Genomic DNA, 21,918 nt, shown 5'->3' on the forward strand with positions numbered 1-21,918 from the left:
CTTCAGTCCATCATCAGCGGGTCAAGGTCACGGTAGTCCGGCAGGCTGCGGTCGATGCCCATGCCATTCCGCATGACAATGCGGTCGGCCTGCGGACGGGACAGGAATTCACTCCAGCGGCGGGCGCTGAACAAGACGAGATCGGCAGGGAGGCCGGCCGCGATACGGCCGATATCGGGACGCCCGAGAATTTCGGCAGGCGACCGGGTCACGACGCGGGCTGCGTCGTCCAGCGGATGGTCGAGATGGAGGATGCGAACCGCTTCGCGGAAGACTTCGACCGCATCGAGATCGCCATAGGCATAGAAGGGGTCGCGCGTGTTGTCGGAGGATACCGCTGTGGCAACGCCGGCGGCAGCCAGTTCTTTCAACATGGTGACGCCACGATAATGGGGCGTGCGCCCCGGTTCGCGGTCCTGCAGATACATGTTGCACATGGGGAGAGACACGACGGAGATGCCGGCTTCTGCCACCTTGTCGATGGTGTATTTCGCGACATCGGCATCCTGCCGTGTCAGCGAGCAGCAGTGACCGACGGTGACTGCACCTTCGAACCTGTTGCGCAGCTTTGCCTCGGCGATGGATTTCAGCGTCAGGACTTCCTTTTCCTGGGTCTCGTCCACATGGAGGTCTATGTCCAGACCGTTGTCGGCTGCCGTGCGAAACAGAAGATCAAGGCCGTTATCGAGTGCGCCTTCCATGCGGGTCACGCCGCCGAGCAGGCCCTTATGGGCGACGACGACCTCGACCAGATCCTTGAAGAAGGCCTCGTTGTCGATCTCATCGAATGGGAAGAGGGCGACGGCCTGCAGATCGACCTTGCCGGCCCAGGCATCGCGGACCTCGGAGAATACCTCGAAGGAAATACGGTGCTGCGGGGCGAGGCTATCCAGATGGGTGCGGATGAGTTTGGTGCCATGGGCATAGGCGCATTTGAGCGCAAATTCCATGCGGGCACGCACGTCCGCCGCGTTCCAGTGGGCCTCGCGGTCGGCACGCACGGACGAAAGTGCGCCCATGAAATCGCCAGTCGGGTTGGGGCTGCGCGGCCAGATATGGCCCTTGTCGAGATGCGTGTGCATATCGGCGAAACAGGGCCAGACCATTCCCTCGTCCAGATTGGCAGCGGGCAGGTCGGCAGGCGCTGTGCCAGAAGGCAGGATGGCCTCGATAATGCCGTTGGCAATCACGATATCGGCGGCGACAAGCCCTTCCTTTTGCGGCGCTTCAAATCCATCCACCGTGACGGCGGGAAGCGTGGCATTGGTCAGGGCATAGCGGTCTGCAACCGGCAGGCTTGGAGAATGGAATGACATCAGTTTTCTCGTTTCAGGCTGCTTTCATGCCAGCGATGCAGGGCAAGCCATGAAATGAAGGAGGTAATGGCGAAGATCACCACGCCGAGCAGCGACAACAGGAAGAGGGCTGCAAACAGGCGCGGGATGTTCAGGCGGTATTGGGATTCCAGCAGGCGGAAGGCGAGGCCCGAGCCTGCCCCTGCCGAACCGGCTGCAAATTCCGCGACAACGGCTGCAATCAGTGCCAGACCGCCGCCGATGCGCAAGCCGGTCATGAAATAGGGCAGCGACGCCGGAAGCTTCAGATAGATCAGTGTCTGCCAGCGCGAGGCGCCGTACAGGTCGAACAGATTGAGCAGGTTGTGATCGACGCTCTTCAAGCCTTGCGTCATGTTCGACAGGATGGGGAAGAAGGCAACCAGAAAGGCGCAGATCAGCAGGGCGATCTGGGTCGTTGGCGTGTAGATCAGGATCAACGGCGCAATCGCCACGATCGGGGTCACCTGCAAGATCACCGTGATCGGGTAAAAGGCCGTCTCGATCCATTTCGACTGGTTGAGGAAGATGGCAATGCCAACCCCGCCGATCAGGGCCAGTGCCAGTGAGGCCAGGGTAATCTTGGTCGTGACCAGCAGAGCCGGCCAGAGAATGCTCCAGTCATTGTAAAGGGCGCCTCCAACATCGACCGGGCTTGGCAGGATGTATTTCGGTACTCCTGTCACGACGACGCCGATATACCAGAACAGGATCAACAGGACGATCACCAGGATCGGGATGGCGATGCTCAGGATCGTGTCGCGGTGGCGGGAGAAGACGGTCTGTTTCGGAGCTGTCGGCAATGTGCTCTGTATGTCGTTGCTCATCAGTGTTCCTCCCCGCCGATGGCGTCCAGCAAAGTCTTGGACACCGTTTCGCAGGCCTGTCGGTATTCTTCGGACGTGCGGTAATAGGCGTCGCGCGACAGGCTGGTCACCAGCGGGAAATCGGCATGAACGCGTCCGGGCCGGGCTTTCATGACGACGATGCGGTTGGAGAGGTAGGCGCTTTCGAACACGGAATGGGTGACGAAGATCACGGTGATCCCGGTCTCCTGCCAAAGCCGTAGCACATCGTCATTGAGTTTTTGCCGGGTGATTTCGTCGAGGGCGGCGAAGGGCTCGTCCATCAACAGAAGCTTCGGCTTGGTCACCAGTGCGCGGGCAATGGAGACACGCATTTTCATGCCGCCAGAGAGTTCGCGGGGATAGGCATCGGCGAAATCTTCAAGGCCGACGGTGGCCAGTGTTTCCATGATGGCGTCGCGACATCCCGATTTTGGCACGCCGCGCAGCTTGAGCGGCAGATAGACATTGCCGAACACGGTCTGCCAGGGCATCAGGGTGGGCTCCTGGAACACGAACGAGATATCGCCGTCCGGCAGGCCCTTGGAATTGATGCGCGAACTTGGCCAGTCGATCGTGCCGGTCGAGGCATCACCGAGACCTGCGATGATGCGAAGTGCCGTGGACTTGCCGCAGCCGGATGGGCCGAGCAGGCTGACGAATTCGCCGCTTTCGACCTTGAGCGACATATCCGCGAGCGCAAGGGTGCCGTTCGAGAAGATTTTCGAAACGGATTTCATGTCCACCAGCGGACGCAGTCGCGTGTCGCCTTTCGGGGTGGTCGACGGACTAACCGTGGTCTGCATTGCGAGCCTTGATTGTTTCACTTGAAAGATTGCCCCTCGTCACAATCAGACGCGGAAGGTTGGAAACCGCGGCTACAGAGACGAGGGGCAAAAAGCGTCTTACTTTTTGAGGTCCATGCCAACGCCCTTACAGACGAATTGCGTGGTGTAGGCCTTCTTGTAATCGAGGTCGGCTGGCTCGATGCCGATCTCAACCATGTTGTCGAAGAAGGATTTGTACTTTTCGTCGGTCATGCAACCGATACCCTTTTCAAGCGTCGCGCCGGAATCGACGATGCCGTATTCCTTCATCTTCTCGAGCGAGAAGGCGAGCTGGCCATCGGTCATTTCCGGATTGTCTTTCTTGATCAGGTCATTGCCGGCGGTGTTGTCGCCATAGAGATAGGTGTACCAGCCTTCCAGCGAGGCATCGACGAAGCGCTGCACGAGATCCGGATGCTCTTCCACCATCTTGGTCTGGGTGGTGATCATGGTCGAATAGGGATCGTAACCATGGTCCGCCAGAAGGAAGACCTTGGGTGCCCAGCCCGCCTGCTTTTCGATCTCATACGGCTCGGATGTCAGGTAGCCCTGCTGAGACGACTTCGGATCGGCCAGGAAAGGAGCGGGGTTGAAGGTATAGGGCTTGAACTGCGCGTCGCTGAATCCCTTAAAATTCTTCTTCATCCACTCGAAATAGGTGACATAGCCGTCCTTGCTCATGAAGATGCTGTCGAGCTTGGCGAGATCCTCGAATTTTTCGATGCCCTGGTCCGGGTGCGCGATCAGGATCTGAGGGTCTTTCTGGAAGATGGCTGCAACGTCAACGAGCGGGATGCCCTGCTTGACGGCATCCATTTCGCCCAGCGGTCCGCCCATATAGAAGTCGACCTTGCCGGCAATCAGGAGCGAACGGTTGGATGACTGCGGACCACCCTGAACGATGGTGACCTTCAGGCCGTATTTTTCATAGGTGCCATCGGCGACGGCCTGATAAAAGCCGCCATGTTCGGCCTGGGCCAGCCAGTTGGTGCCATAGGTGACCTCGTCCAGAGCGAAGGCGGGTGCGGATGCCATGACGGCGCCTGTCAGGCTGAGCGCGGTGATGAACGTCTTGATCTTTGAGGCGTTTTTCATGGATAGCGTTTCCCCTGTTAAACCTTTACGGCATCGTGAGATTGTTCTTCTTTTGGCATTTGAGCGGTTGCGTTGCGCTTTGAAAAGCATCAAAATTCGTTCGCATTGATGCCTTTCAGGCATCGCTCGATACTTTGTTTGTGCATTGTGCGTTATGCGTAAAAATTAGGCAATGATGACGGTATGCTTCACTCTCGCAAGCTTCAATATATTGACGAAATCGCCCGTTGCGGTTCGATCCGAAAGGCAGCTGCGCGGCTGAATGTTGCCTCTTCCGCCGTCAACCGGCAGATCCTGGCACTGGAGGAGGAATTCGGCGCGCCGATCTTCGAGCGATTGCCGCGGGGCTTGCGTCTGACCGCTGCCGGAGAGCTGTGTGTCGAACATATCCGTGAGGTGCTGAAGAATTACCAGCGGCTGGAATCGCGTATTCGCGGCCTGAAGATGCCGCAGGTGGGAAAGGTCTCGCTGGTGGCAACGGTCGGGCTTGCCGCCGGTCCGCTGCCCTCGATCGTGGCGCGGTTCATCGAAAAGCATCCGCGCGTCCATATCTCCATGCGCAATGATGGCGGCACCACAACCATCAATGCTGTTTTGACCGGCGAAGTGGATATCGGCCTCGGATTCAATATTCCGGCGACACCGGGCATTCGCACGCTTGCCAATTTCGATATCCCCGTCGGGGTAGTGTTTCCGCCCGGTCACCGCCTGGCCAAGGAGGAGGGGCCTGTCGATCTGGTCGATGTCGTGCAGGAGCCGCTGGTGCTGGCGCAGCAGGGGACGAGCTTGCGCAATGTCATCAATCTGGCACTGGCGCCTGTGCCCTTGCCGGTGGAGCCGATGCTGGAGACCAATTCATCGGAAATGCTGAAACAGCTGGTGATGCTGGGCACGGGGTTGACCCTGCTTAATCCGCTGGATGTGATCACCGAGTGTCGGCGCGGCGATCTGGTTTTTCGACCCATCGCCGATCCCTATACGCGCCACCAGCCGATGAAGCTGTTTGCCCGCGCCCGTGCGCCGCTCGATGCCACCACCAGCATGTTTGTCGAATATCTGATGCAGGAGATGATGGTGCTCGTGGGCGAGCTTCAGGCAAAGGGCCATCTGCCCAGCCCTGAACGGGCAATGGGTATCACGCAGCCGGAAGGCTATCAGGAGGGTGTGTAGAGGTTTGACAGGGGGTAGGCTTGCAGATCGCGCAGCAATTCGATGAAACCTGCCACCTGATGCTTGCAAATCGCCTCGCCCTTTTCGACCGTCCCCTTGGAGGCATCGCCAACGACGCCGTCCGGGTTGAGGTCGTGGGCAATCCAGGCCAGTGAATGTGGGGGCAGCGGGGTAAGGAATTTCGAGCTGGCCTTCATCTCTTCGGCCTTCGACTTGAAGTTCTTTGCATTTTCCATCCGCACCAGTTCCGGGCGGAAATACAGCATCAGCGATGTTTCCACTTCGCCGCCATGAATGCCGAACTTCGTCTCGTGCTCGGAGATCATGCCGTCCGGATTGCCGAAACGACCCCACTGGGTGGAGACGACCGCCATCTGGTGGCGTACGCGCAGTTCGCGGGCGACGATGCTCATGATGTCGACATTGCCGCCATGGGAATTGACGATCAGCATCTTGCGGACACCAGCTTCGGCCACTTTTGCGCCGATTGCGGTCCAGGCCGGGATCAGGACCTCGGGGGGGAAGGAGAGGGTGCCGGGACCGAAGACATGTTCATTGGCCTTGCCGATTTCCTGGACGGGGAGCACGAGAAAGTCGATGTCATCCGGGCGCTGACGCTTCAATTCGTCCAGCATGCCTTGCGCAATCGCTACATCGGTTGCAATCGGCAGATGGGGGCCATGCTGTTCTGTTGAGGCAATCGGAAGGATCGCGATGGTCTTTTCCGGGTCGAGCTTCGCAAAGTCCGCCGTGTTGAGTTCGTTCCAGTAAAACGGCTTGGACATGCATGCTCTCCTTGTTTCCAGACCTATCGATTAGGCAATTCTGCAAACGTGGAAAAGCATCAATTTGTGGTCGGCCTGCTGCCTAAAAGCGTTCAGTCTGGCGAGGCGACGAGGGCGGTGGCGCTCAGCGGTCCTTTGTCGGCTTTCCCCGTTCGGCAATGGCGATGCCGCCCAGCACCATTGCGAGCGCGAGGATGTGGAAAAGCTCCAGATGCTCTCCCAGGACGACGATGGACAGCAGTGTGCCGAACACAGGTACCAGATTGATGAACAGGCCCGCCCGGTTGGCACCGATGATCTCGACACCCTTGATGTAAAGGATCTGCGAGATCAGCGAGGGGAAGAGCGCCGCATATATGATAATGCCGAGGCCTGTGGCGTCCGGAAGAATCAGGGCGTTGCGGCTTGCTTCCCAGCCGATCAGGGGGATGGCGGCCAGCATGGCGCCGAGTGCTGCCCCCGCCATCATGCTTTTCCAATGGATCTGCGGTTTCCAGCGCAGGGCGACGGAATAGAGCGAGTAGGCCAGCACGGCCAGAAGCAGAAGCCCGTCACCGAAATTGAGATGCAGGTTCAAAAGCGTGGCCAGATCGCCATTGGAGACCGTCAAGGCCACGCCAATGAAGGAAATGATGAAGCCGACGATCTGCACGATGGTCACGGGTATGCGGAAGATCAGGAAGTTGATGATGAAGATCAGGACGGGAATGCCGCCCTGTTCGATCGCGCCATTGACCGCGCTGGTATATTGAAGGGCCGAATAGAGAAAGGCGTTAAATGCCGTATAGCCGATGGCACCGAAGGCCAGCAGGCCCAACCAGTTGGCGCGGATAAGCGGCCAGTCCTTTTTCAACTGCGGCACGGAAATGGCCATGATCAGGCAAAAGGCAATTGTCCAGCGGCTGACATTCAGCATCATCGGGCTGACATGCCCCACAGCCATCTTGCCAACCATCGTATTGCCGCCCCACAGCATGGTGGTGATGACGAGGTAGAAATAGGCTTGGAAGGGCATGACGGGGACCATAATACTGAACTCGGCGTGACAGCGAGCGCTGTGCAATGCCTCCGCAATAGGCAACGGCCACAGTTTTGTCACGCAAAAAGCCTAAGCGCCCGGACAAACGGGTCGCTTTCCGCAAAACAACACAGTATAGATGCGCGGGTTTTTTGTAGGCGCGACAACCGCGCATAGACGGGATTTGGAAATGACGAATGTAGTGGTGGTCGGCTCACAGTGGGGCGATGAAGGCAAAGGCAAGATCGTGGACTGGCTGTCCGAGCGCGCCGATATCGTCGTGCGCTTCCAGGGTGGCCACAATGCCGGTCATACCCTGGTAATCGACGGTATCAGCTACAAGCTTTCGCTGTTGCCCTCCGGTGTCGTGCGCCCCGGCAAGAAGGCCGTTATCGGCAATGGTGTGGTCATCGATCCGCATGCGCTGGTGGCTGAAATTGAACGGCTGGCAAAGCAGGGCGTTTCCGTCACCCCGGAGAACCTGCGAATCGCCGACAATGCCACGCTCATTCTGTCGCTCCACCGCGAGCTCGACGGCATGCGCGAGGATGCCGCCTCCAATAGCGGAACCAAGATCGGGACAACCCGTCGCGGCATTGGCCCGGCTTATGAGGACAAGGTCGGTCGTCGTGCGATTCGCGTGATGGATCTTGCCAATCTCGATAGCCTGCCGGCCAAGGTCGATCGTATCCTCACCCATCACAATGCTCTGCGTCGTGGTTTTGGTGTGGCCGAAGTCAGCCACGAGACGATCATGGAAGAGCTGACCTCGATTGCCGATCGCATGTTGCCTTTCATGGAAACCGTCTGGGCCATGCTCGACAAGGAGCGCCGCAAGGGTTCGCGGATCCTGTTTGAAGGTGCGCAGGGCTCGCTGCTCGATATCGACCATGGCACATATCCGTTCGTGACGTCGTCCAATACTGTCGCTGGCCAAGCATCTGCCGGGTCTGGAATGGGTCCGGGTGCGCTCGGTTATATCCTGGGAATCACCAAGGCCTACACGACTCGCGTCGGCGAAGGACCGTTTCCGACGGAGCTTCATGACGAGATCGGTCAGTTCCTTGGGGAAAAAGGTCATGAATTTGGAACCGTTACAGGGCGCAAACGTCGCTGTGGCTGGTTCGATGCGGCGCTGGTTCGCCAGTCGGTTGCCACCAACGGCATCACCGGTATCGCGCTCACCAAGCTCGATGTTCTGGATGGTCTGGATGAGTTGAAGATCTGTGTCGGCTACAAGCTGGACGGTCAGGAAATCGAGCATTTGCCGGCCAGTCAGGGTGCGCAGGCAAGGGTTGAACCTATTTATGTCACGCTTGAAGGTTGGAAGGAATCAACCGTCGGGGCGCGCAAGTGGGCTGATCTTCCGGCACAGGCCATCAAGTATGTTCGTCAGGTCGAAGAGCTGATCGGAGCGCCGGTTGCGCTGCTTTCGACCAGCCCTGAGCGGGATGACACCATACTTGTGACTGACCCGTTTGAAGACTAAGCTCAGGATTTGTTAAGGATTGTGTAATCGTCGTGTTGCGGCGATCAAGAGAAAGTGCTGATGGCTGATTTTATCGCTGTTATTCGGCGGGCGGTGTCCGGTCTGTCGAACAATTCTCCGGAAATGCGCGTCAAGGTCTATGAAAAGGCCCGGGGCGCAGTCATGCGGCAACTGGAGAATATGTCGCCGCGTCCATCCGAAGAGATGTTTCGGCGTCAGATCGATAAGCTGGAAACAGCTATTCGCGAGGTCGAGGCGGAATATGCGCAGGCATTGCCCGCCGAGGACGACGTGCCGACGGAAGCCCCCGTCATCCTAGAGGATGCTGCGCCGGAAGATCCCGTCGCCGAGCAGAGCGAAGCTGTGGCCGAGGAACAGCCGTTCCCGGCCGAGGCGGATGCTGTCGAGGCGCCTGAAGAACCTGTCGCCGATTGGCAGGAGCCGGCTCCCGTCGCGGAAACCTCCGCATGGCAAGCCGATCAGGCCGAGCCGGATGCGCCTTTGGAAGACGATGATACGTCCGAACCGGAAACGGTCGAGGCCGAGCCCGTCCATGAAGGCCCACAGGAGGAGATTTCTGCTGCTGCGGAGCCTCTGTCGGCCGAACCTGTGGACGCGCCCGTCTATTCTGAAGAGCCGGTTTACTCTGAAGAGAGCGGCTACGAAGACGAGGGCGAAACCCTGCCGGTGGAAGAGCCGACATGGGCCGATCAGCCTGCTTCGCTCGATCCTTCCGGTGCGCCGGTTGCTGAAGACTACGAGTATAACGGCGAGCCCGAGACAACGGATGATGTTGTGGCGCTGCCGCAAGATGAGGCTTTGCCTTATTCGACCGAGCCCTATGTCGAGCCAGATGCTGCCTATGTGGCACCTGTTGCGTCCGATGCGAGTGTCGATGAACAGGTCTCGTGGTCTGCGTATGAACCCGGCACGGTCGAACCTGTTGCGGGCGATGTGTCGTCCTCGCTGGATGATGTTGTGACGGCTGATGAACATGCGCGCGCGCTTGATGACGAGGGTGCGCGCGATGAATTCGTGGCCCTTGCGCGTGGCGATCATGCCGCAGCTGAAACCTCCGATACCGAGGAGCTCCTGCAGTGGGAGCCGACAACGCCGCCTTCTGCCGATACATCTGGGACGGGTGAAGCCGATGACGGTTTCGATGCGTGGCTCACAGGTGGAGAGCCGTCACGGGCCGAGCCAGAGGATGTCGATCAGGCGCCACCGCGTGCGCCTAAGGTCGACGATACGGATCTGAGCGCATTGTTTGCGGGCGTGGAACCGTTTGTGCCTGCAGCGCAACGCGATGCCGAGCCGGACAGCGAAGAGCCGCGCGACGAGACAGCTTTCGACGAGTTTCCTGTCGGGACTCAGACCAAGGCCTATCGGGTGGAACCGCGCCAGAAGCGCAGTTTTGCGCCTCTGGTTCTGGGCGTTGTCGGCCTGCTGGTGGTTGCCGGCGGCGGATATGCGTTGTGGATGAACAGAGATAGCGTGAGCGAGCTCGTCGACGATGTCGTCAGCCCCGTGGCTGAGGTGACGCCGGCTGCGACGGATGAGCCCGCGACGGAGACGCCGGAGACGGAGGTTGCCGCCACGCCGGCTGTTGAGGAGCCTGAAGCAGAAACACCTGCGCCCGCTGACGGAAGCGCCAGCGGCTCCAAGTTTACCCAGCGTCTGCTGTCCGATGGGACAGAGGTCGACCCCGGTGAAGCGCCGGCGTCCGACGGGTCTACAGGCCGGTCTGTGTCAGAGCAGAATGTCGCTGCGGCAGGAGAGGCAGCCAGCGCCGGTACGGCTGCCGAGCAACCCGCCGCGTCCGCATCAGCCGATGCGGCCCTCCCGGCCGGTGGCGAGAAGGCCATTGTCTATGAAGAGCGTCTCGGTCAGGCAACGCCGACGGCGATCAATGGCAATATCGTCTGGGCGCGTGTGGAAGAACAGGCGGATGGAAAGCCTGATCCGGCAATCCAGGGGCGTCTGACGATCCCGAGCAACGGGATCACAGCGCTGATCACGATCAAGCGCAATGCAGACAGTTCTTTGCCCGCCAGCCATCTGATCGAGATCGTGTTCTCTGTTCCGGCTGATTTCGAAGGCGGTGCCATCGACAGTGTCGAGCGCGTGACGATGAAGCGGACTGAGCAGGAGCGCGGCGAGCAGCTGGTCGCGGTGACCGCCAAGGTCACCGACGACACCTATCTGGTGGCGCTCAACGACTTTACCGACGTGGTGGCCCGCAATCTCGATCTGCTCGACACACGCGAGTGGATCGATATCCCCGTGACCTATCGCAACGGCCGCCGCGCCCTCATCACCATCGACAAGGGCACGACCGGCACACAGATCTTCGACACGGTCGTCAAGGAATGGCGGGCTGCGGCCAAGACCAACGGCGGCTGATGCCGGCGCCGGTTGGGCGTCAAGTCCAGCCGAAAAATTCCCAATAAAAAAGGGCCGGAGTGATCCGGCCCTTTTTGTATTCATACTGTGACTGCCTGCAATCAGGCGTCGACCACTCTTAGCGCTTCGGCCTGTTCAAGGGCCTGCTTCTGCACGGCGTCCTGCACCTTTTCAAAGGCGCGAACCTCGATCTGGCGGACACGCTCGCGGCTGATGTCGAATTCGCTCGACAGATCTTCCAGCGTGATCGGATCTTCCGACAGGCGGCGGGCCTGGAAAATACGGCGTTCGCGGTCGTTCAACACGCTCATGGCGCGCGACAGCATGGAGCGGCGCTGTTCCAGTTCGTCCTGCTCGATCAGAACGTCTTCCTGGCTGTCATGATCGTCGACCAGCCAATCCTGCCACTGGCCGGATTCGCCTTCGGTGGCGCGGATCGGTGCGTTCAACGAGGCGTCACCGGACAGGCGACGGTTCATCGATACCACTTCTTCCTCGGACACCTTCAGCTTGGTGGCGATTTCGCTCACCTGATCCGGCTTCAGGTCACCGTCATCGATGGCCTGGATCTTGCTCTTCATCCGGCGCAGGTTGAAGAACAGCCGCTTCTGGTTGGCGGTCGTGCCCATCTTCACCAGCGACCATGAGCGCAGGATATATTCCTGGATCGACGCCTTGATCCACCACATGGCATAGGTTGCCAGGCGGAAGCCCCGTTCCGGATCGAATTTCTTGACTGCCTGCATCAGGCCGACATTGCCTTCGGAGACAACTTCGCCGATCGGCAGGCCGTAACCACGGTAGCCCATGGCAATCTTCGCCACGAGGCGCAGATGGCTGGTCACCATTTGATGTGCGGCATCGCGATCCCCATGTTCATGGTAGCGCTTGGCCAGCATATATTCCTGCTGCGGCTCCAACATCGGGAATTTGCGGATTTCGTCTAGATAGCGGTTGAGACCGCCTTCGCCGGCTGTAATAGACGGCAATGAACCACGGGCCATAAAGCACCCTCCTTGATCGAATGCGGCTTCCTCATCAGTAAGCTCGTCGAGGCAAGCCTGTTCCGCATGAATTTAAAAATCTCACACAGAACCATATCCCAAATAAGTGTGGCGGTCCTGTGTTTCAAGAAGACGCAGTGTCGCTGAAATGCGAACACAGTATTGTACAAATGGCCGGTAATTCGTCGCGTATCTCGCGGTTGTTTGGGGTTTTCAGGCAAATGTCGCCTGACGCTTCAATCTTTTCTGACTAAAACGTGATCCATGCGTCCCTCGCTCGTGATCGCGTCTCGCAAGATGGAGGGCTTGTTGCTGTCGGCCCAGAACGTCTCTTGCCAGGTGGTTTTGCGAAGACTTGTCTCAGATGGTCCTGAGCGCTTCCATGACTTTCACCATGTCATCCGGGATCGGGGCCTTGAAGGACATGGTCTCACCGGTCACGGGATGCTCAAAGGCCAGGAGATAGGCGTGCAGTGCCTGGCGGTGGTAGCCGTTGACGATGGCCTTCACGTTATCGGGCAGAAGATTGGCCTTGGTCTTGAAGGCGGCACCATATTCCGGGTCGCCGATCAGCGGGTGGCCGATATGGGCCATGTGCACGCGGATCTGATGGGTGCGGCCCGTTTCCAGCCGGCATTCGATCATCGAGGCCAATGAGGTTGCATCCGGCTTTTCGCCAAAGCGTTCCATTACCAGATAATGGGTGATCGCCTCGCGGGCGTCGTCGGTGCCTTCGCGCTTGACCGTGCGCTTGGTGCGGTCGCCGGCGCGTCCAAGCGGTGCGTCGATGGTGCCTTTCAGGCCATTGGGGCGTCCCCAGACAATGGCGAGATAGGCGCGCTCCAGCGGGCCGGTGCGACCGTGGTCGGCAAACTGGTCGGCCAGATGGCGGTGGGCGATGTCGTTCTTGGCCACTACCATCACCCCGGAAGTTTCCTTGTCGAGCCTGTGGACGATGCCCGGGCGCTTGACGCCGCCGATGCCGGATAGCGTGTCGCCGCAATGGTGGATCAGCGCGTTGACGAGCGTGCCCGTCCAGTTGCCGGCGCCGGGATGGACGACGAGACCGGCGGGCTTGGCGATGACGATCACGTCATTGTCCTCATACAGAACGTCGAGCGGGATATCCTCGCCCTTGGGTTCTGGATCTTCAGGCTCCGGCATGATGATGTCGATGGCATCGCCGGGCGTGACCTTCTTCTTCGGCTCCGTCACCGCTTTGCCGTTCAGGGTGACCGCTCCTTGCTCGATCAGCGCCTTGACGCGATTGCGCGACAGGTCGCCGCCAAGGGCGCCCGCCAGCCAGGCATCAAGCCGTCCTTCAGCGTCTTCACCTGCGATCAGGGCTTTCCTTGACGGGTCGGCTTGTTTAAAGGGGTCGTTCATTCTGTCATCCTGCGTGTATGCCACTGGCCGATAGCCGAAGGCGTGGGTGCCACTTGGCACAGGTTTTCGCCTTCGACAATCTTTAGGCGCGCCGGAGGACTGTTTTTCTTGCCCCGGACTCGTGTGGCGGGAGCATATCGCAAACGGAGATGAGACGCCCAGATGGACAATCTCAACCACGACGAACAGGAAGACAAGCCGCTCGATCCGGCGATGGAAAATGTACGCCGGAAGATGGTGAAGCTCCAGCTCGTCTCCGGCGGCATCATGCTGGTGATGTTCATGGCCGTCCTGGCTGCCATCGTCTACAAGGTCACGCGCCCAGACGGCAAGGAGCCAGTCCTGGCCGGTGCCGGTTTCGCCATTCCTTCCGATCAGCCGATTTCGGCAACAGCCAATCTGCCGGCAGGTTTCAATGTTCTTTCGACATCGCTTTCCGGCGGCCAGATCCTGTTTTACGGTGAAGCGGCTGACGGTGCGCGCAAGGCGCTGGTCTTCGATATCGGCGTGGGTCGCATCGTGGCCGACATCACCCTTTCGTCCAACTGACAGCGGTCGATGGAATTTCTTGCGCCAATCGAGATTACGGATGCCGAAGATCCCCGGATTTCCGAATTCAGGGATATTCGCGAGCGCGATCTGACCGGCCGCGAGGGGCGTTTCATTGCCGAAGGCACCGTGGTGCTCAGGGTTCTTGCCGAGGCGCATACCGCGGGCCAGGGGATCCGCGCCGAAAAGGTGCTGCTGCTCAAGAACCGGGTTGCGGGGCTTGCCGATATTCTGGCGATGCTCCCGGCAGAAATACCGGTCTATGTGGCCGAGAGCAGCGTACTGGATGCGATTGCCGGTTTTCACCTGCATCGCGGTGTCTTGGCGCTTGGATGTCGCTGCGAGGAGCCGGCGCTTGTCGATTATCTCGCACGGCTACCGCAAAAGGCGCTGCTCTTGTCTGCTTGCGGAATTTCCAACCACGATAATGTCGGCTCGCTGTTTCGCAATGCGGCTGTGTTCGGCGCCGATGGCGTGATCCTCGATCGGACCTGTTGCGATCCGCTTTACCGGAAATCCCTGCGCGTCTCGGTCGGCTCGGTGCTGGCGCTGCCCTATGTGCGGCAGGGTACGCCGGTGGAGACACTGGAAGTTCTGGCCGCTGCCGGTTTTGCCATCTGGGCCCTTTCGCCGCGCGGGGAAACCGAAATGCGCGATATCCCTGCCTCTGATCGCATGGTGCTCGTCATGGGGACGGAAGGCGAGGGGCTTCCCGACAATGTGCTGACACGCTTCCGGACGGCCCGCATCGCGCAGTCACCCCGGCTTGATAGCCTGAATGTAGGAACGGCGAGCGGCATCGCTCTCTACCACGCCGCGATGGCACAGGGACGGTTGTAGACGAGGCGCGACCGCTCACCCTGCGCACTGCATTTACTTCGAGCGTTCGAACAGCCCTGGTTCCAGCTTGCGGGCGCGCTCGGCGAGCGTGATGCGGTTTCCGGCACCCTTGGAGGCGCTTTGGGAGAGGATCTCGCGAACAGGCGACGCCGTTCCCTCATTGGCGGCTGTCAGGACCACCATGCGGGCTGCGATATCGGCGATTTCATCGCGCAGGGCGTCGTCGTTTGTGGTGTTCTTTGCCTTGATCAGCCGCTCGGCAAGCGCTGTCTGGCGATTGCGCAAGTCTTCGGCAATGCGACCGGTGTCGAGTGTGTTTGCCTTGCGCGGTGTGTCGGCGGGGTCTGGGCGGTCCATCTCTTGCAAGTCCTCCTCCAGCTTTTTCGGCAGACGAAGATTGGCTGCCCGCATGGCCCGCTCGGCCGCACGCCCCACGGAGCGGGCTTCCTTGAGCTTTTCCTTCAGCCGGGCCACTTCGTCGGTGCGACGCTCGATCAGCGCTTCCTTGTCGGCATTGCTGGCCATTTCGCGCACCAACCGGTCGTCTAGGCGGATACGGGCATGCTCAGCCTGGGAGAGGCGTTGCTCGGCATCCTTGGCCCGCTGCCCGGCAAGCTTGGTATCGTGTCTCAGTTCTTCACGCTCGTCACGCAGTATCTGGATGCGCTGCTTGAGATTGTCGATCTCGGTCTTCTGGGACGCGCTTTCCATATTGAGGCCGTCGATCTCGGCCGTAAGCCTTGCCGCCGTTTTCTGCAGCGATTCGATTTCGAGATCCTTGGCGGCTGCGGATTCCTCCGTTCGCTTCAAGGTATCGCTGACCCTGAAGAACTCGCCGTCCTCGCGGCGCAGTTGCGAGCGCAGTTCGCCGGCCTCCACCTTCATGTCCTCGATCAGGGCCTCGAGATCGCGGCTCCTGCCCAGCAGGCGACTTGCCTCTTCCGCCAGCTTTTCGTTCTGGAACTGCAGACCAAGCGTTTTTTCCCGTTCCTTGCCGAGCGCATGGGTGGTCTTGGCGTTTTCGGCTGCGAAAAGTGCGCGGGCCATGTCCTTCTGGGCACGGATCTCCTGCGGCGAAAGCGGCATGGTTGCCTTCAGCCGGTTTTCGGTAAACCGCACGATGCGCTGATGAATTGCAGGCGTCAGCAGAAATGCGATGAGGGCTGCGGAAAGGAATCCAAGTCCAAACAGGAGGGCGTATTCAATCACGGTCGCGCCAAATCACAGTTGAAGTCCACTTTAACGAGTGGCCATTAGACACGGTTTCGCCCAAAGGACAAGCACCCGAGACAGATCGGGCCGCCGAAGAAGACTTCGCGGCCCGATGAATTTTATCCGGTGTTGCAGGCGGTCTCTATCAGAACGGGTTCCAGGTCGGTTTATGCGTCAGCTTGAGATAGCCGACATTCACACCCAGTCTGGCGCCAACGCCTGTGCGAATTGGAACGAGAACCATATTGCTGTTCTTCAGGGCCGTCATGCCAACCCCGGCCACGATATAGGCTGAGCCGCTCACGCCGCCGAAACGCCTGTAGAGGCTTTCGATGTCGGGGAGATTGTAGACCAGCATCATGGCGCGGGTGCCGTTCCCGCCGTAATCGATGCCGAGGGAGGGACCCTGCCAGAACACCTCGTGCTGGCCGGCATTCTTGGTATAGAGAACGCCTTCTCCATAGGTGAGGCCGGCAATGAACGCACCTGAGCCTTCCTGACCGAGAATATAACCGTTGGGCAGTCCGTAGGTGGCGAAGGCCTGTTCGACCACTTTGGCCAGACCGCCGCTGGTCGAGCCGAACAGGTTATGACCGGCATCGACGATCTCCTGCGCCGTATATTCGTCTGCAGCGTTCGCGACATGCATCGCGGGCAACAGGGCCGCGATAGAAATCATGAGGGCCAGAGCCCCTTTTCTAACGCGCGCAACGTCAGTATTTCTGAGAAAGCGCATGTTTTCTTCCTTGGTATGCAGTGCACACAGTGCGAAATCGAGTATTCCGATCATTTTGCGACGATCAGATTAACAATCGGTTTACCAAATATGGTGTCATTATGACGACGAGGAAACGGTGTAGGCACAACTATCGGCGCAGTCGTGTCCGGAAGTCGTCGCGGCGTTGCCCAATTGCAGGAGAATTTGATGGACAAAAATCCCACCCTCACGCTCGCTGGCCCTGATCTGGCTGCCCTTTTGTGCAGTCGTGTCTGCCACGACGTGATTTCGCCCGTCGGCGCCATTGCCAATGGCCTGGAACTGCTGGACGAGGGTGGGGCCGACGCTGATGCGATGGATCTGATCCGCTCCAGCACGCTGAATGCTTCCGTCCGATTGAAGTTTGCACGTCTTGCTTTCGGTGCGTCGGGGTCTGTCGGCGCGTCGATCGACACCGGTGAAGCCGAAAAGGCTGCCAGAGATTATATCGATGCGGAGAAGAAGGCAGAGGTTACCTGGAACGGTCCACGGGCGATCATTGCCAAGAACCGCGTCAAAATGCTTCTGAACCTGTTTTTGGTCTCCTACGGTGCGATCCCGCGCGGCGGCAAGATCGATGTCATGCTGGAAAATCCTGAATATGACGCCAAGTTCACCATCACGGTTTCCGGTCGGATGATGCGCGTTCCGGCAAAATTTGCGGAAATTGTCGGTGGGCAGCTGGAAGAGGCCGTCGACGCTCATTCCATCCAGCCCTATTACACTGTGCTTTTGGCGCAGGAATGCGGCATGGAGCTGAAATATGTGCAGACGGAAGAGAACATCGTCTTCACGGCGGAAGTCGTCCCGGCCTGAGGCTGCGGTCCATTATGTGCATCCATTTTCGGCCGCCGGGCAATCGGCGGCCGAATTGTTTTTGGCACAGGCCGTATGGCGACAGCTTTAGAATGCGCCAATCTACGGTAACCAATCCTTAGGGGAACGACGTTAAGTTGCTGGAGAGGCGATGGTGGCCTCGGCCATTTTTGAGGGGAAATGTTGATGCGACGTCTGATGATTGCGGATAGCTCCGATATCGTTCGCAAGGTCGGCCATCGCATCCTGACCGAAATCGGCTTTCAGGTTTCCGAAGCTGCCAATGCGCGCGATGCGCTGCGCTTCTGCGAAACCGACCTTCCCAACATCATGATCGTGGATGCAGGCCTTGAAGGCGCTCTCGACCTGATCACCAATGTTCGCGCCTTGCCCGAGGGCAAGAGCGTAAAGATCTACTACTGCGTCATCCAGGCGGAATTGAAGGTCATGATGGCTGGCAAGCGCGCCGGCGCCGACGATTTCCTGTTGAAACCGTTCGACCGCAAGATCCTGACCAAGATCTTTACCGACCAGGCGATCGCCGCCTAGCAGAAATCACCCGTGATAATTTCGATGGCTTCACGCGACAGAGATACGAGATGGCGAAATCGCGTGCCGATATTTCGGCCGATATTTCGTATGCCGTGGCGCCCCGATCTTTTGGAAATGCCGAGTGGCAACGCCCAGACGTAAAAAAACCTGCCGCAAAAGAGGCAGGTTTTTTTGATTCGGCTGATGTCCGCTCAGAAGACGTCAGGCTGTCTCGGCGAGGATCCCGCCATCCGGTTCGCGCAGCACATAGCCACGGCCCCAAACGGTTTCGATGTAGTTTTCGCCACCGGCAGCATTTGCGAGCTTCTTGCGAAGTTTGCAGATGAAGACGTCGATAATCTTCAATTCGGGTTCGTCCATACCGCCATAAAGGTGGTTGAGGAACATTTCCTTGGTAAGCGTCGTACCCTTGCGGAGCGAAAGAAGCTCCAGCATCTGGTATTCCTTGCCCGTCAGGTGAACGCGCTGACCGCCAACTTCGACAGTCTTTGCATCCAGGTTCACAACCAGTTCACCGGTGATGATGATGGACTGGGCATGTCCCTTTGAACGACGGACAATGGCGTGGATGCGCGCAACCAGTTCGTCCTTGTGGAACGGCTTGGTCATATAGTCATCTGCGCCGAAGCCGAGACCGCGAACCTTATCTTCGATACCGGCCATGCCGGACAAGATGAGGATCGGTGTCTTGACCTTGGAAAGACGCAGCGTTCGCAGCACTTCATAGCCCGACATGTCGGGAAGGTTGAGATCGAGCAGTATGATGTCGTAATCATAGAGCTTGCCGAGATCGACACCCTCTTCGCCCAGATCCGTCGTGTAGACGTTAAAACTCTCTGATTTGAGCATCAGTTCGATGCTCTGTGCCGTAGCACTGTCGTCCTCGATGAGAAGAACCCGCATTAAATATCCCCTTTACCGCCGCCGAAAGGTCGAAAGGCCCCTACGCGAAACGGATCCAGTCGTTGCCTGATTTGAAGGCTGCCACCAAATGGTTAACAAATTCTAATCTCCTCTGGCAAGGTGTATCGAATTTATTAAGCAAAAAGGACAGACTCCTGTTTTTCCGAGATTTTCAGACATCGCCGAACTTGAATCTTATTGTCAGAATTTGACGCTAACAGATTCATTTGACTCATCATTGTCAAAGTTCCCTTTTCAGGGGCGGCATTTACTGACCCTTAAATGATCGTCCCTATCATTAACGATGCCCGTAAATGAAAAGTTACCAACGGTAGTTTTTCGTTAACACCGCCGACTTTTTTAGGGACAAGTGATTCGTCCGGGTGGTGTGGGAGAGTGAGTAAACTGTGACGGCGGGAGGTCTCGCATCACCGGAGTATTGCGTATGAAGTCGCGTGAGAGCCTAGTTCGCCTGAAGGAATTTCAGGTAACTGAAAAGCGTCGCCAGCTGCAGCAGTTGCAGACGATGATGTCCGAATTCGATCGAATGGCGAAGGAGCTGGAAAACCAGATCTCCATCGAGGAAAAGAAATCTGGAATTTCTGATCCAAGCCACTTCGCTTACCCAACTTTCGCAAAGGCAGCACGCCAGCGTGCCGACAATCTGCAGGTTTCAATTCGCGAATTGAAAGTCCAGCAGGACGCCGCCGAATTGTCGCTCGAGGAAGCCGAAGCCGAATATGAAAAGGCTGCGGCGCTGGAAGAGCGCAACGGTCAGCAGCGCCTTCGCGCCTAAAAACAATCCGGGGCCGCAAGCTGCGGCCCTAAACTGAGTGGGGAACGGCACGTTTTTGCTGGCAAATTGCCAGAGCAACGGGCCTTTTTCGCTTGGGTGCAATTTGGGCGTCCTCCTCATCGGCCGACGAGAAGCGCGTTTTGCCCAGGCGGGTTTTCTTTTTTCCGATTTCACGGCAAAGATCGGTCCCATTCGATCCTTAGCTCACGCTTTGCGGGAACCGACAATCGGACAGGAGTTCATTTCAGATGATTTGGGTGAGGGCCGCCTTGCTGGCATCGGCGGGATTTTGTCTCGCGCTCGGGCTTAGCCTGCCATTGCTGCGGTTTGAAACGCTGTATTTCTTTTCCGACGCGCCATCGCTTGCGGGGATTATCGCCAGTCTTTGGCAGGAGGGCGATGCGTTCCTTGCATTCCTGGTCGGATTGTTTTCCGTCGTTCTGCCGATCTTCAAGCTGGTTGCCCTGACGGCAGAGGCCATCGCGCCCGCCGCCGACAGAGGCGGCGATGGGCTGCTTGGACGTCTGGTTCCCCATCTCACACGGTGGTCCATGATGGATGTGATGCTGGTTGCCATCGTCATATTCGCAGCAAAGACCAGTGGCCTGGCGAGCGCTTTCACGCAGCCTGGTCTCTGGTTCTACGCAGGATCGTCTCTTATTGCGGGGCTGCTGCAAGCAATGATGCGCAAGCCCCGGCAATAGGGAAGGGATCTTTTAGTGACGGTATTGCTGGATGCGTGTGGTGCGCAGGCCCGGAAGACCATGGTCGCTGATCGAAGACTGCCATGAGAGGAATTCCTCCACGGTCAGAGTATATCGCTCACAAGCTTCTTCAAGGCTCAAAAGACCTCCGCGGACGGCCGCGACGACTTCAGCCTTGCGGCGAATGACCCAGCGACGGGTATTGGCCGGCGGCAGATCAGCAATCGTCAACGGGCTGCCATCGGGGCCGATAACATATTTAACTCGAGGTCGTATCAATTCGGTCATTGGACTCTCTACACATACACAAGACCACACTCCGCAATCCTAGCTCGCGACCTTTAAAATTTGCCTAAGCTCCTCGTAACAATTTGATAATAAATGTCTCTATTTGATTAACCCGGACGAAAGGCTTTCTCAAAGCAGCCGTGTCCTTCCCCAACGTAAACTTGTAACGGATGCATAGGAGTCATGCTGAATTAGTATTATTATCGGTTTCGAATATGTGCGAAAAAGACTTTAGAAATACTCGCGCGCCTCTCGGGGCAGCTTGTTTTGCCTATGGATCAATTCTTCAGCTGCCGCATCTTCAGTCTACGACTGCGGGCGCGCGTGGGCGTTTGTTTAGCGTCATCGTGGCCGGAATGGCATGAAAGATCCGGCTCGTCGATCACGGGGCAAGACGCCCATGCAAGGAAGTTCCATGTATTATTCTTCTGACGGACTGCAGCGCCAACTGGATTCTGACAATATATTCAATGCAGAAGACGATGATCGTGGGCTTTATTCGGCCTTCGAGGCGCTTGCCTGTCGCCATGGAATGGGTGCGTTTCTTGTCACGCGTTTTCCCAAGGGCGACATGCCCGAATTCAGCGCCAATCTACTCTTGAGCAACTGGCCCGAGGATCTTCGTGAATCCTATGGTTCGGTGGATGTTTTCGGCTTCAGCAAACTGATCGCGCTGCTTAAATCCGGCATTCGCCCCACGCTGGTCGACGGTTGCGTCTTTGGTGACGCACAGTCCTCGTCGACCAAGGAAAATGTGGAGGCAATTTTTGCCGGGCGCGGCATGAGTTCCAATCTCGTTTTCTCTATCCACAGTGCCGATTTGAACCACTATGTGTTCGTTTTTTCCGGAAACCGTAAGGAAATGCCCCAGGCGGAGATCCGGGAAATCTACTTTTCCACCATGGAATTGATCGATACGCGCTTCGATGAGTATCGTCCCGAAGGGCCGCGCGAACGGTTATCCGGGCGTGAACTCGAATGTCTGCGCTGGTCGGCGGCGGGCAAGAGCAGCGAGGAAATCGCCTTGATCCTCAACATCTCCAGCCACACCGTGGTCAGCTACCTGAAAAGCGCGATGCGCAAGCTGGACTCTGTCAATCGCATGCAGGCCGTGGCACGTGCCTGTCGCTTCCGGTTGCTCTAGC

22 protein-coding genes are annotated in these 21,918 nt (G+C 58.2%); 10 read left to right on the top strand and 12 right to left on the bottom strand.

Translation table 11 applies throughout. The annotated features are described in order from the left end of the window. Positions 1 to 2 precede the first annotated feature (2 nt). From ACWPM9_RS05770 to ACWPM9_RS05785, 4 genes are all read right to left on the bottom strand, one after another. Positions 3 to 1,316 (bottom strand): cytosine deaminase, encoded by a 1,314-nt coding sequence (locus ACWPM9_RS05770; RefSeq protein WP_484757061.1) that lies wholly within the window; start codon positions 1,314 to 1,316, stop codon positions 3 to 5. After that, complete coding sequence (locus ACWPM9_RS05775; RefSeq protein WP_484757062.1) at positions 1,316 to 2,161, bottom strand: ABC transporter permease; 846 nt, start codon at positions 2,159 to 2,161, stop codon at positions 1,316 to 1,318. Before ACWPM9_RS05775 ends, ACWPM9_RS05770 begins: the two co-directional genes overlap by 1 nt. Beyond that, complete coding sequence (locus ACWPM9_RS05780) at positions 2,161 to 2,985, bottom strand: ABC transporter ATP-binding protein (protein ID WP_484757063.1); 825 nt, start codon at positions 2,983 to 2,985, stop codon at positions 2,161 to 2,163. The genes ACWPM9_RS05775 and ACWPM9_RS05780 overlap by 1 nt, the downstream gene beginning before the upstream one ends. Positions 2,986 to 3,084: 99 nt before the next feature. Beyond that, complete coding sequence (locus ACWPM9_RS05785) at positions 3,085 to 4,101, bottom strand: ABC transporter substrate-binding protein (RefSeq protein ID WP_484757064.1); 1,017 nt, start codon at positions 4,099 to 4,101, stop codon at positions 3,085 to 3,087. 183 nt (positions 4,102 to 4,284) lie between these two features. Between ACWPM9_RS05785 and ACWPM9_RS05790 the strand changes: the two genes are divergently transcribed. Then, positions 4,285 to 5,271 (top strand): LysR family transcriptional regulator, encoded by a 987-nt coding sequence (locus ACWPM9_RS05790; protein ID WP_428188963.1) that lies wholly within the window; start codon positions 4,285 to 4,287, stop codon positions 5,269 to 5,271. Here the strand turns inward: ACWPM9_RS05790 and ACWPM9_RS05795 are convergent. Together ACWPM9_RS05795 and ACWPM9_RS05800 are read right to left on the bottom strand one after the other, a co-directional pair. Beyond that, entirely contained in the window at positions 5,256 to 6,056 is an 801-nt protein-coding gene (locus ACWPM9_RS05795; RefSeq protein WP_428188962.1) for a creatininase family protein, read from the bottom strand. The genes ACWPM9_RS05790 and ACWPM9_RS05795 overlap by 16 nt on opposite strands. 124 nt (positions 6,057 to 6,180) lie before the next feature. Beyond that, on the bottom strand, positions 6,181 to 7,071 hold the full coding sequence (locus ACWPM9_RS05800; protein WP_428189006.1) for a DMT family transporter: 891 nt from the start codon (positions 7,069 to 7,071) through the stop codon (positions 6,181 to 6,183). Between the two features lie 193 nt (positions 7,072 to 7,264). Between ACWPM9_RS05800 and ACWPM9_RS05805 the strand changes: the two genes are divergently transcribed. Then, positions 7,265 to 8,563 (top strand): adenylosuccinate synthase, encoded by a 1,299-nt coding sequence (locus ACWPM9_RS05805; RefSeq protein WP_428188961.1) that lies wholly within the window; start codon positions 7,265 to 7,267, stop codon positions 8,561 to 8,563. Positions 8,564 to 8,623: 60 nt separating this feature from the next. Beyond that, positions 8,624 to 10,966, top strand: a complete 2,343-nt coding sequence (locus ACWPM9_RS05810) for a hypothetical protein (RefSeq protein ID WP_484757065.1) — start codon at positions 8,624 to 8,626, stop codon at positions 10,964 to 10,966. A 101-nt stretch (positions 10,967 to 11,067) separates the two neighbouring features. Here the strand turns inward: ACWPM9_RS05810 and rpoH are convergent, their stop codons facing one another. Continuing rightward, positions 11,068 to 11,970: an RNA polymerase sigma factor RpoH gene (gene rpoH, locus ACWPM9_RS05815; protein WP_428188958.1), complete on the bottom strand. Its 903-nt coding sequence runs from the start codon at positions 11,968 to 11,970 to the stop codon at positions 11,068 to 11,070. 360 nt (positions 11,971 to 12,330) lie between these two features. Then, the gene (locus tag ACWPM9_RS05820) at positions 12,331 to 13,356 is read right to left on the bottom strand and encodes an RluA family pseudouridine synthase (RefSeq protein ID WP_428188957.1); all 1,026 of its coding nucleotides are present in this window, start codon (positions 13,354 to 13,356) and stop codon (positions 12,331 to 12,333) included. A 162-nt stretch (positions 13,357 to 13,518) separates the two neighbouring features. Between ACWPM9_RS05820 and ACWPM9_RS05825 the strand changes: the two genes are divergently transcribed. Both ACWPM9_RS05825 and ACWPM9_RS05830 read left to right on the top strand, forming a co-directional pair. Beyond that, positions 13,519 to 13,905, top strand: coding sequence for a hypothetical protein (locus ACWPM9_RS05825; protein WP_484757066.1), 387 nt, complete (start codon positions 13,519 to 13,521; stop codon positions 13,903 to 13,905). 9 nt (positions 13,906 to 13,914) lie between these two features. Next, positions 13,915 to 14,745: a TrmH family RNA methyltransferase gene (locus ACWPM9_RS05830; RefSeq protein WP_484757067.1), complete on the top strand. Its 831-nt coding sequence runs from the start codon at positions 13,915 to 13,917 to the stop codon at positions 14,743 to 14,745. A gap of 33 nt (positions 14,746 to 14,778) precedes the next feature. Here ACWPM9_RS05830 and ACWPM9_RS05835 read toward each other — a convergent pair whose 3' ends face one another. Together ACWPM9_RS05835 and ACWPM9_RS05840 are read right to left on the bottom strand one after the other, a co-directional pair. After that, complete coding sequence (locus ACWPM9_RS05835) at positions 14,779 to 15,954, bottom strand: hypothetical protein (RefSeq protein WP_484757068.1); 1,176 nt, start codon at positions 15,952 to 15,954, stop codon at positions 14,779 to 14,781. Positions 15,955 to 16,102: 148 nt separating this feature from the next. Continuing rightward, the gene (locus ACWPM9_RS05840) at positions 16,103 to 16,636 is read right to left on the bottom strand and encodes a DUF1134 domain-containing protein (RefSeq protein WP_428189005.1); all 534 of its coding nucleotides are present in this window, start codon (positions 16,634 to 16,636) and stop codon (positions 16,103 to 16,105) included. A gap of 246 nt (positions 16,637 to 16,882) precedes the next feature. On the opposite strand from ACWPM9_RS05840, the gene chpT reads away from it, so the two are divergent. Both chpT and ACWPM9_RS05850 read left to right on the top strand, forming a co-directional pair. Further along, complete coding sequence (gene chpT, locus ACWPM9_RS05845; protein WP_428188953.1) at positions 16,883 to 17,530, top strand: histidine phosphotransferase ChpT; 648 nt, start codon at positions 16,883 to 16,885, stop codon at positions 17,528 to 17,530. 180 nt (positions 17,531 to 17,710) lie between these two features. Then, on the top strand, positions 17,711 to 18,079 hold the full coding sequence (locus tag ACWPM9_RS05850) for a response regulator (RefSeq protein ID WP_428188952.1): 369 nt from the start codon (positions 17,711 to 17,713) through the stop codon (positions 18,077 to 18,079). 204 nt (positions 18,080 to 18,283) lie between these two features. Here the strand turns inward: ACWPM9_RS05850 and ctrA are convergent, their stop codons facing one another. Next, positions 18,284 to 18,985: a response regulator transcription factor CtrA gene (gene ctrA / locus ACWPM9_RS05855; RefSeq protein ID WP_428188951.1), complete on the bottom strand. Its 702-nt coding sequence runs from the start codon at positions 18,983 to 18,985 to the stop codon at positions 18,284 to 18,286. Between the two features lie 445 nt (positions 18,986 to 19,430). Here ctrA and ACWPM9_RS05860 point away from each other — a divergent pair, with 445 nt between their 5' ends. After that, positions 19,431 to 19,781, top strand: coding sequence for a flagellar export protein FliJ (locus ACWPM9_RS05860; protein WP_428188950.1), 351 nt, complete (start codon positions 19,431 to 19,433; stop codon positions 19,779 to 19,781). Positions 19,782 to 20,029: 248 nt separating this feature from the next. Continuing rightward, positions 20,030 to 20,485: a paraquat-inducible protein A gene (locus tag ACWPM9_RS05865; protein ID WP_428188949.1), complete on the top strand. Its 456-nt coding sequence runs from the start codon at positions 20,030 to 20,032 to the stop codon at positions 20,483 to 20,485. Between the two features lie 12 nt (positions 20,486 to 20,497). Here ACWPM9_RS05865 and sciP read toward each other — a convergent pair whose 3' ends face one another. After that, the gene (sciP, locus tag ACWPM9_RS05870) at positions 20,498 to 20,773 is read right to left on the bottom strand and encodes a CtrA inhibitor SciP (protein WP_428188948.1); all 276 of its coding nucleotides are present in this window, start codon (positions 20,771 to 20,773) and stop codon (positions 20,498 to 20,500) included. Between the two features lie 415 nt (positions 20,774 to 21,188). Here sciP and ACWPM9_RS05875 point away from each other — a divergent pair, with 415 nt between their 5' ends. Further along, positions 21,189 to 21,917, top strand: a complete 729-nt coding sequence (locus ACWPM9_RS05875) for a helix-turn-helix domain-containing protein (RefSeq protein WP_484757069.1) — start codon at positions 21,189 to 21,191, stop codon at positions 21,915 to 21,917. Position 21,918: the final 1 nt, after the last annotated feature.

Source organism: Agrobacterium sp. H141 (assembly GCF_057158725.1).

Coding starts and splice junctions, on each gene's coding strand:
- ACWPM9_RS05770 (WP_484757061.1), bottom strand. CDS start 1,316: ATGTCATTCCATTCTCCAAGCCTGCCGGTTGCAGACCGCTATGCCCTG.
- ACWPM9_RS05775 (WP_484757062.1), bottom strand. CDS start 2,161: ATGAGCAACGACATACAGAGCACATTGCCGACAGCTCCGAAACAGACC.
- ACWPM9_RS05780 (WP_484757063.1), bottom strand. CDS start 2,985: ATGCAGACCACGGTTAGTCCGTCGACCACCCCGAAAGGCGACACGCGA.
- ACWPM9_RS05785 (WP_484757064.1), bottom strand. CDS start 4,101: ATGAAAAACGCCTCAAAGATCAAGACGTTCATCACCGCGCTCAGCCTG.
- ACWPM9_RS05790 (WP_428188963.1), top strand. CDS start 4,285: ATGCTTCACTCTCGCAAGCTTCAATATATTGACGAAATCGCCCGTTGC.
- ACWPM9_RS05795 (WP_428188962.1), bottom strand. CDS start 6,056: ATGTCCAAGCCGTTTTACTGGAACGAACTCAACACGGCGGACTTTGCG.
- ACWPM9_RS05800 (WP_428189006.1), bottom strand. CDS start 7,071: ATGCCCTTCCAAGCCTATTTCTACCTCGTCATCACCACCATGCTGTGG.
- ACWPM9_RS05805 (WP_428188961.1), top strand. CDS start 7,265: ATGACGAATGTAGTGGTGGTCGGCTCACAGTGGGGCGATGAAGGCAAA.
- ACWPM9_RS05810 (WP_484757065.1), top strand. CDS start 8,624: ATGGCTGATTTTATCGCTGTTATTCGGCGGGCGGTGTCCGGTCTGTCG.
- rpoH (WP_428188958.1), bottom strand. CDS start 11,970: ATGGCCCGTGGTTCATTGCCGTCTATTACAGCCGGCGAAGGCGGTCTC.
- ACWPM9_RS05820 (WP_428188957.1), bottom strand. CDS start 13,356: ATGAACGACCCCTTTAAACAAGCCGACCCGTCAAGGAAAGCCCTGATC.
- ACWPM9_RS05825 (WP_484757066.1), top strand. CDS start 13,519: ATGGACAATCTCAACCACGACGAACAGGAAGACAAGCCGCTCGATCCG.
- ACWPM9_RS05830 (WP_484757067.1), top strand. CDS start 13,915: ATGGAATTTCTTGCGCCAATCGAGATTACGGATGCCGAAGATCCCCGG.
- ACWPM9_RS05840 (WP_428189005.1), bottom strand. CDS start 16,636: ATGATTTCTATCGCGGCCCTGTTGCCCGCGATGCATGTCGCGAACGCT.
- chpT (WP_428188953.1), top strand. CDS start 16,883: ATGGACAAAAATCCCACCCTCACGCTCGCTGGCCCTGATCTGGCTGCC.
- ACWPM9_RS05850 (WP_428188952.1), top strand. CDS start 17,711: ATGTTGATGCGACGTCTGATGATTGCGGATAGCTCCGATATCGTTCGC.
- ctrA (WP_428188951.1), bottom strand. CDS start 18,985: ATGCGGGTTCTTCTCATCGAGGACGACAGTGCTACGGCACAGAGCATC.
- ACWPM9_RS05860 (WP_428188950.1), top strand. CDS start 19,431: ATGAAGTCGCGTGAGAGCCTAGTTCGCCTGAAGGAATTTCAGGTAACT.
- ACWPM9_RS05865 (WP_428188949.1), top strand. CDS start 20,030: ATGATTTGGGTGAGGGCCGCCTTGCTGGCATCGGCGGGATTTTGTCTC.
- sciP (WP_428188948.1), bottom strand. CDS start 20,773: ATGACCGAATTGATACGACCTCGAGTTAAATATGTTATCGGCCCCGAT.
- ACWPM9_RS05875 (WP_484757069.1), top strand. CDS start 21,189: ATGTATTATTCTTCTGACGGACTGCAGCGCCAACTGGATTCTGACAAT.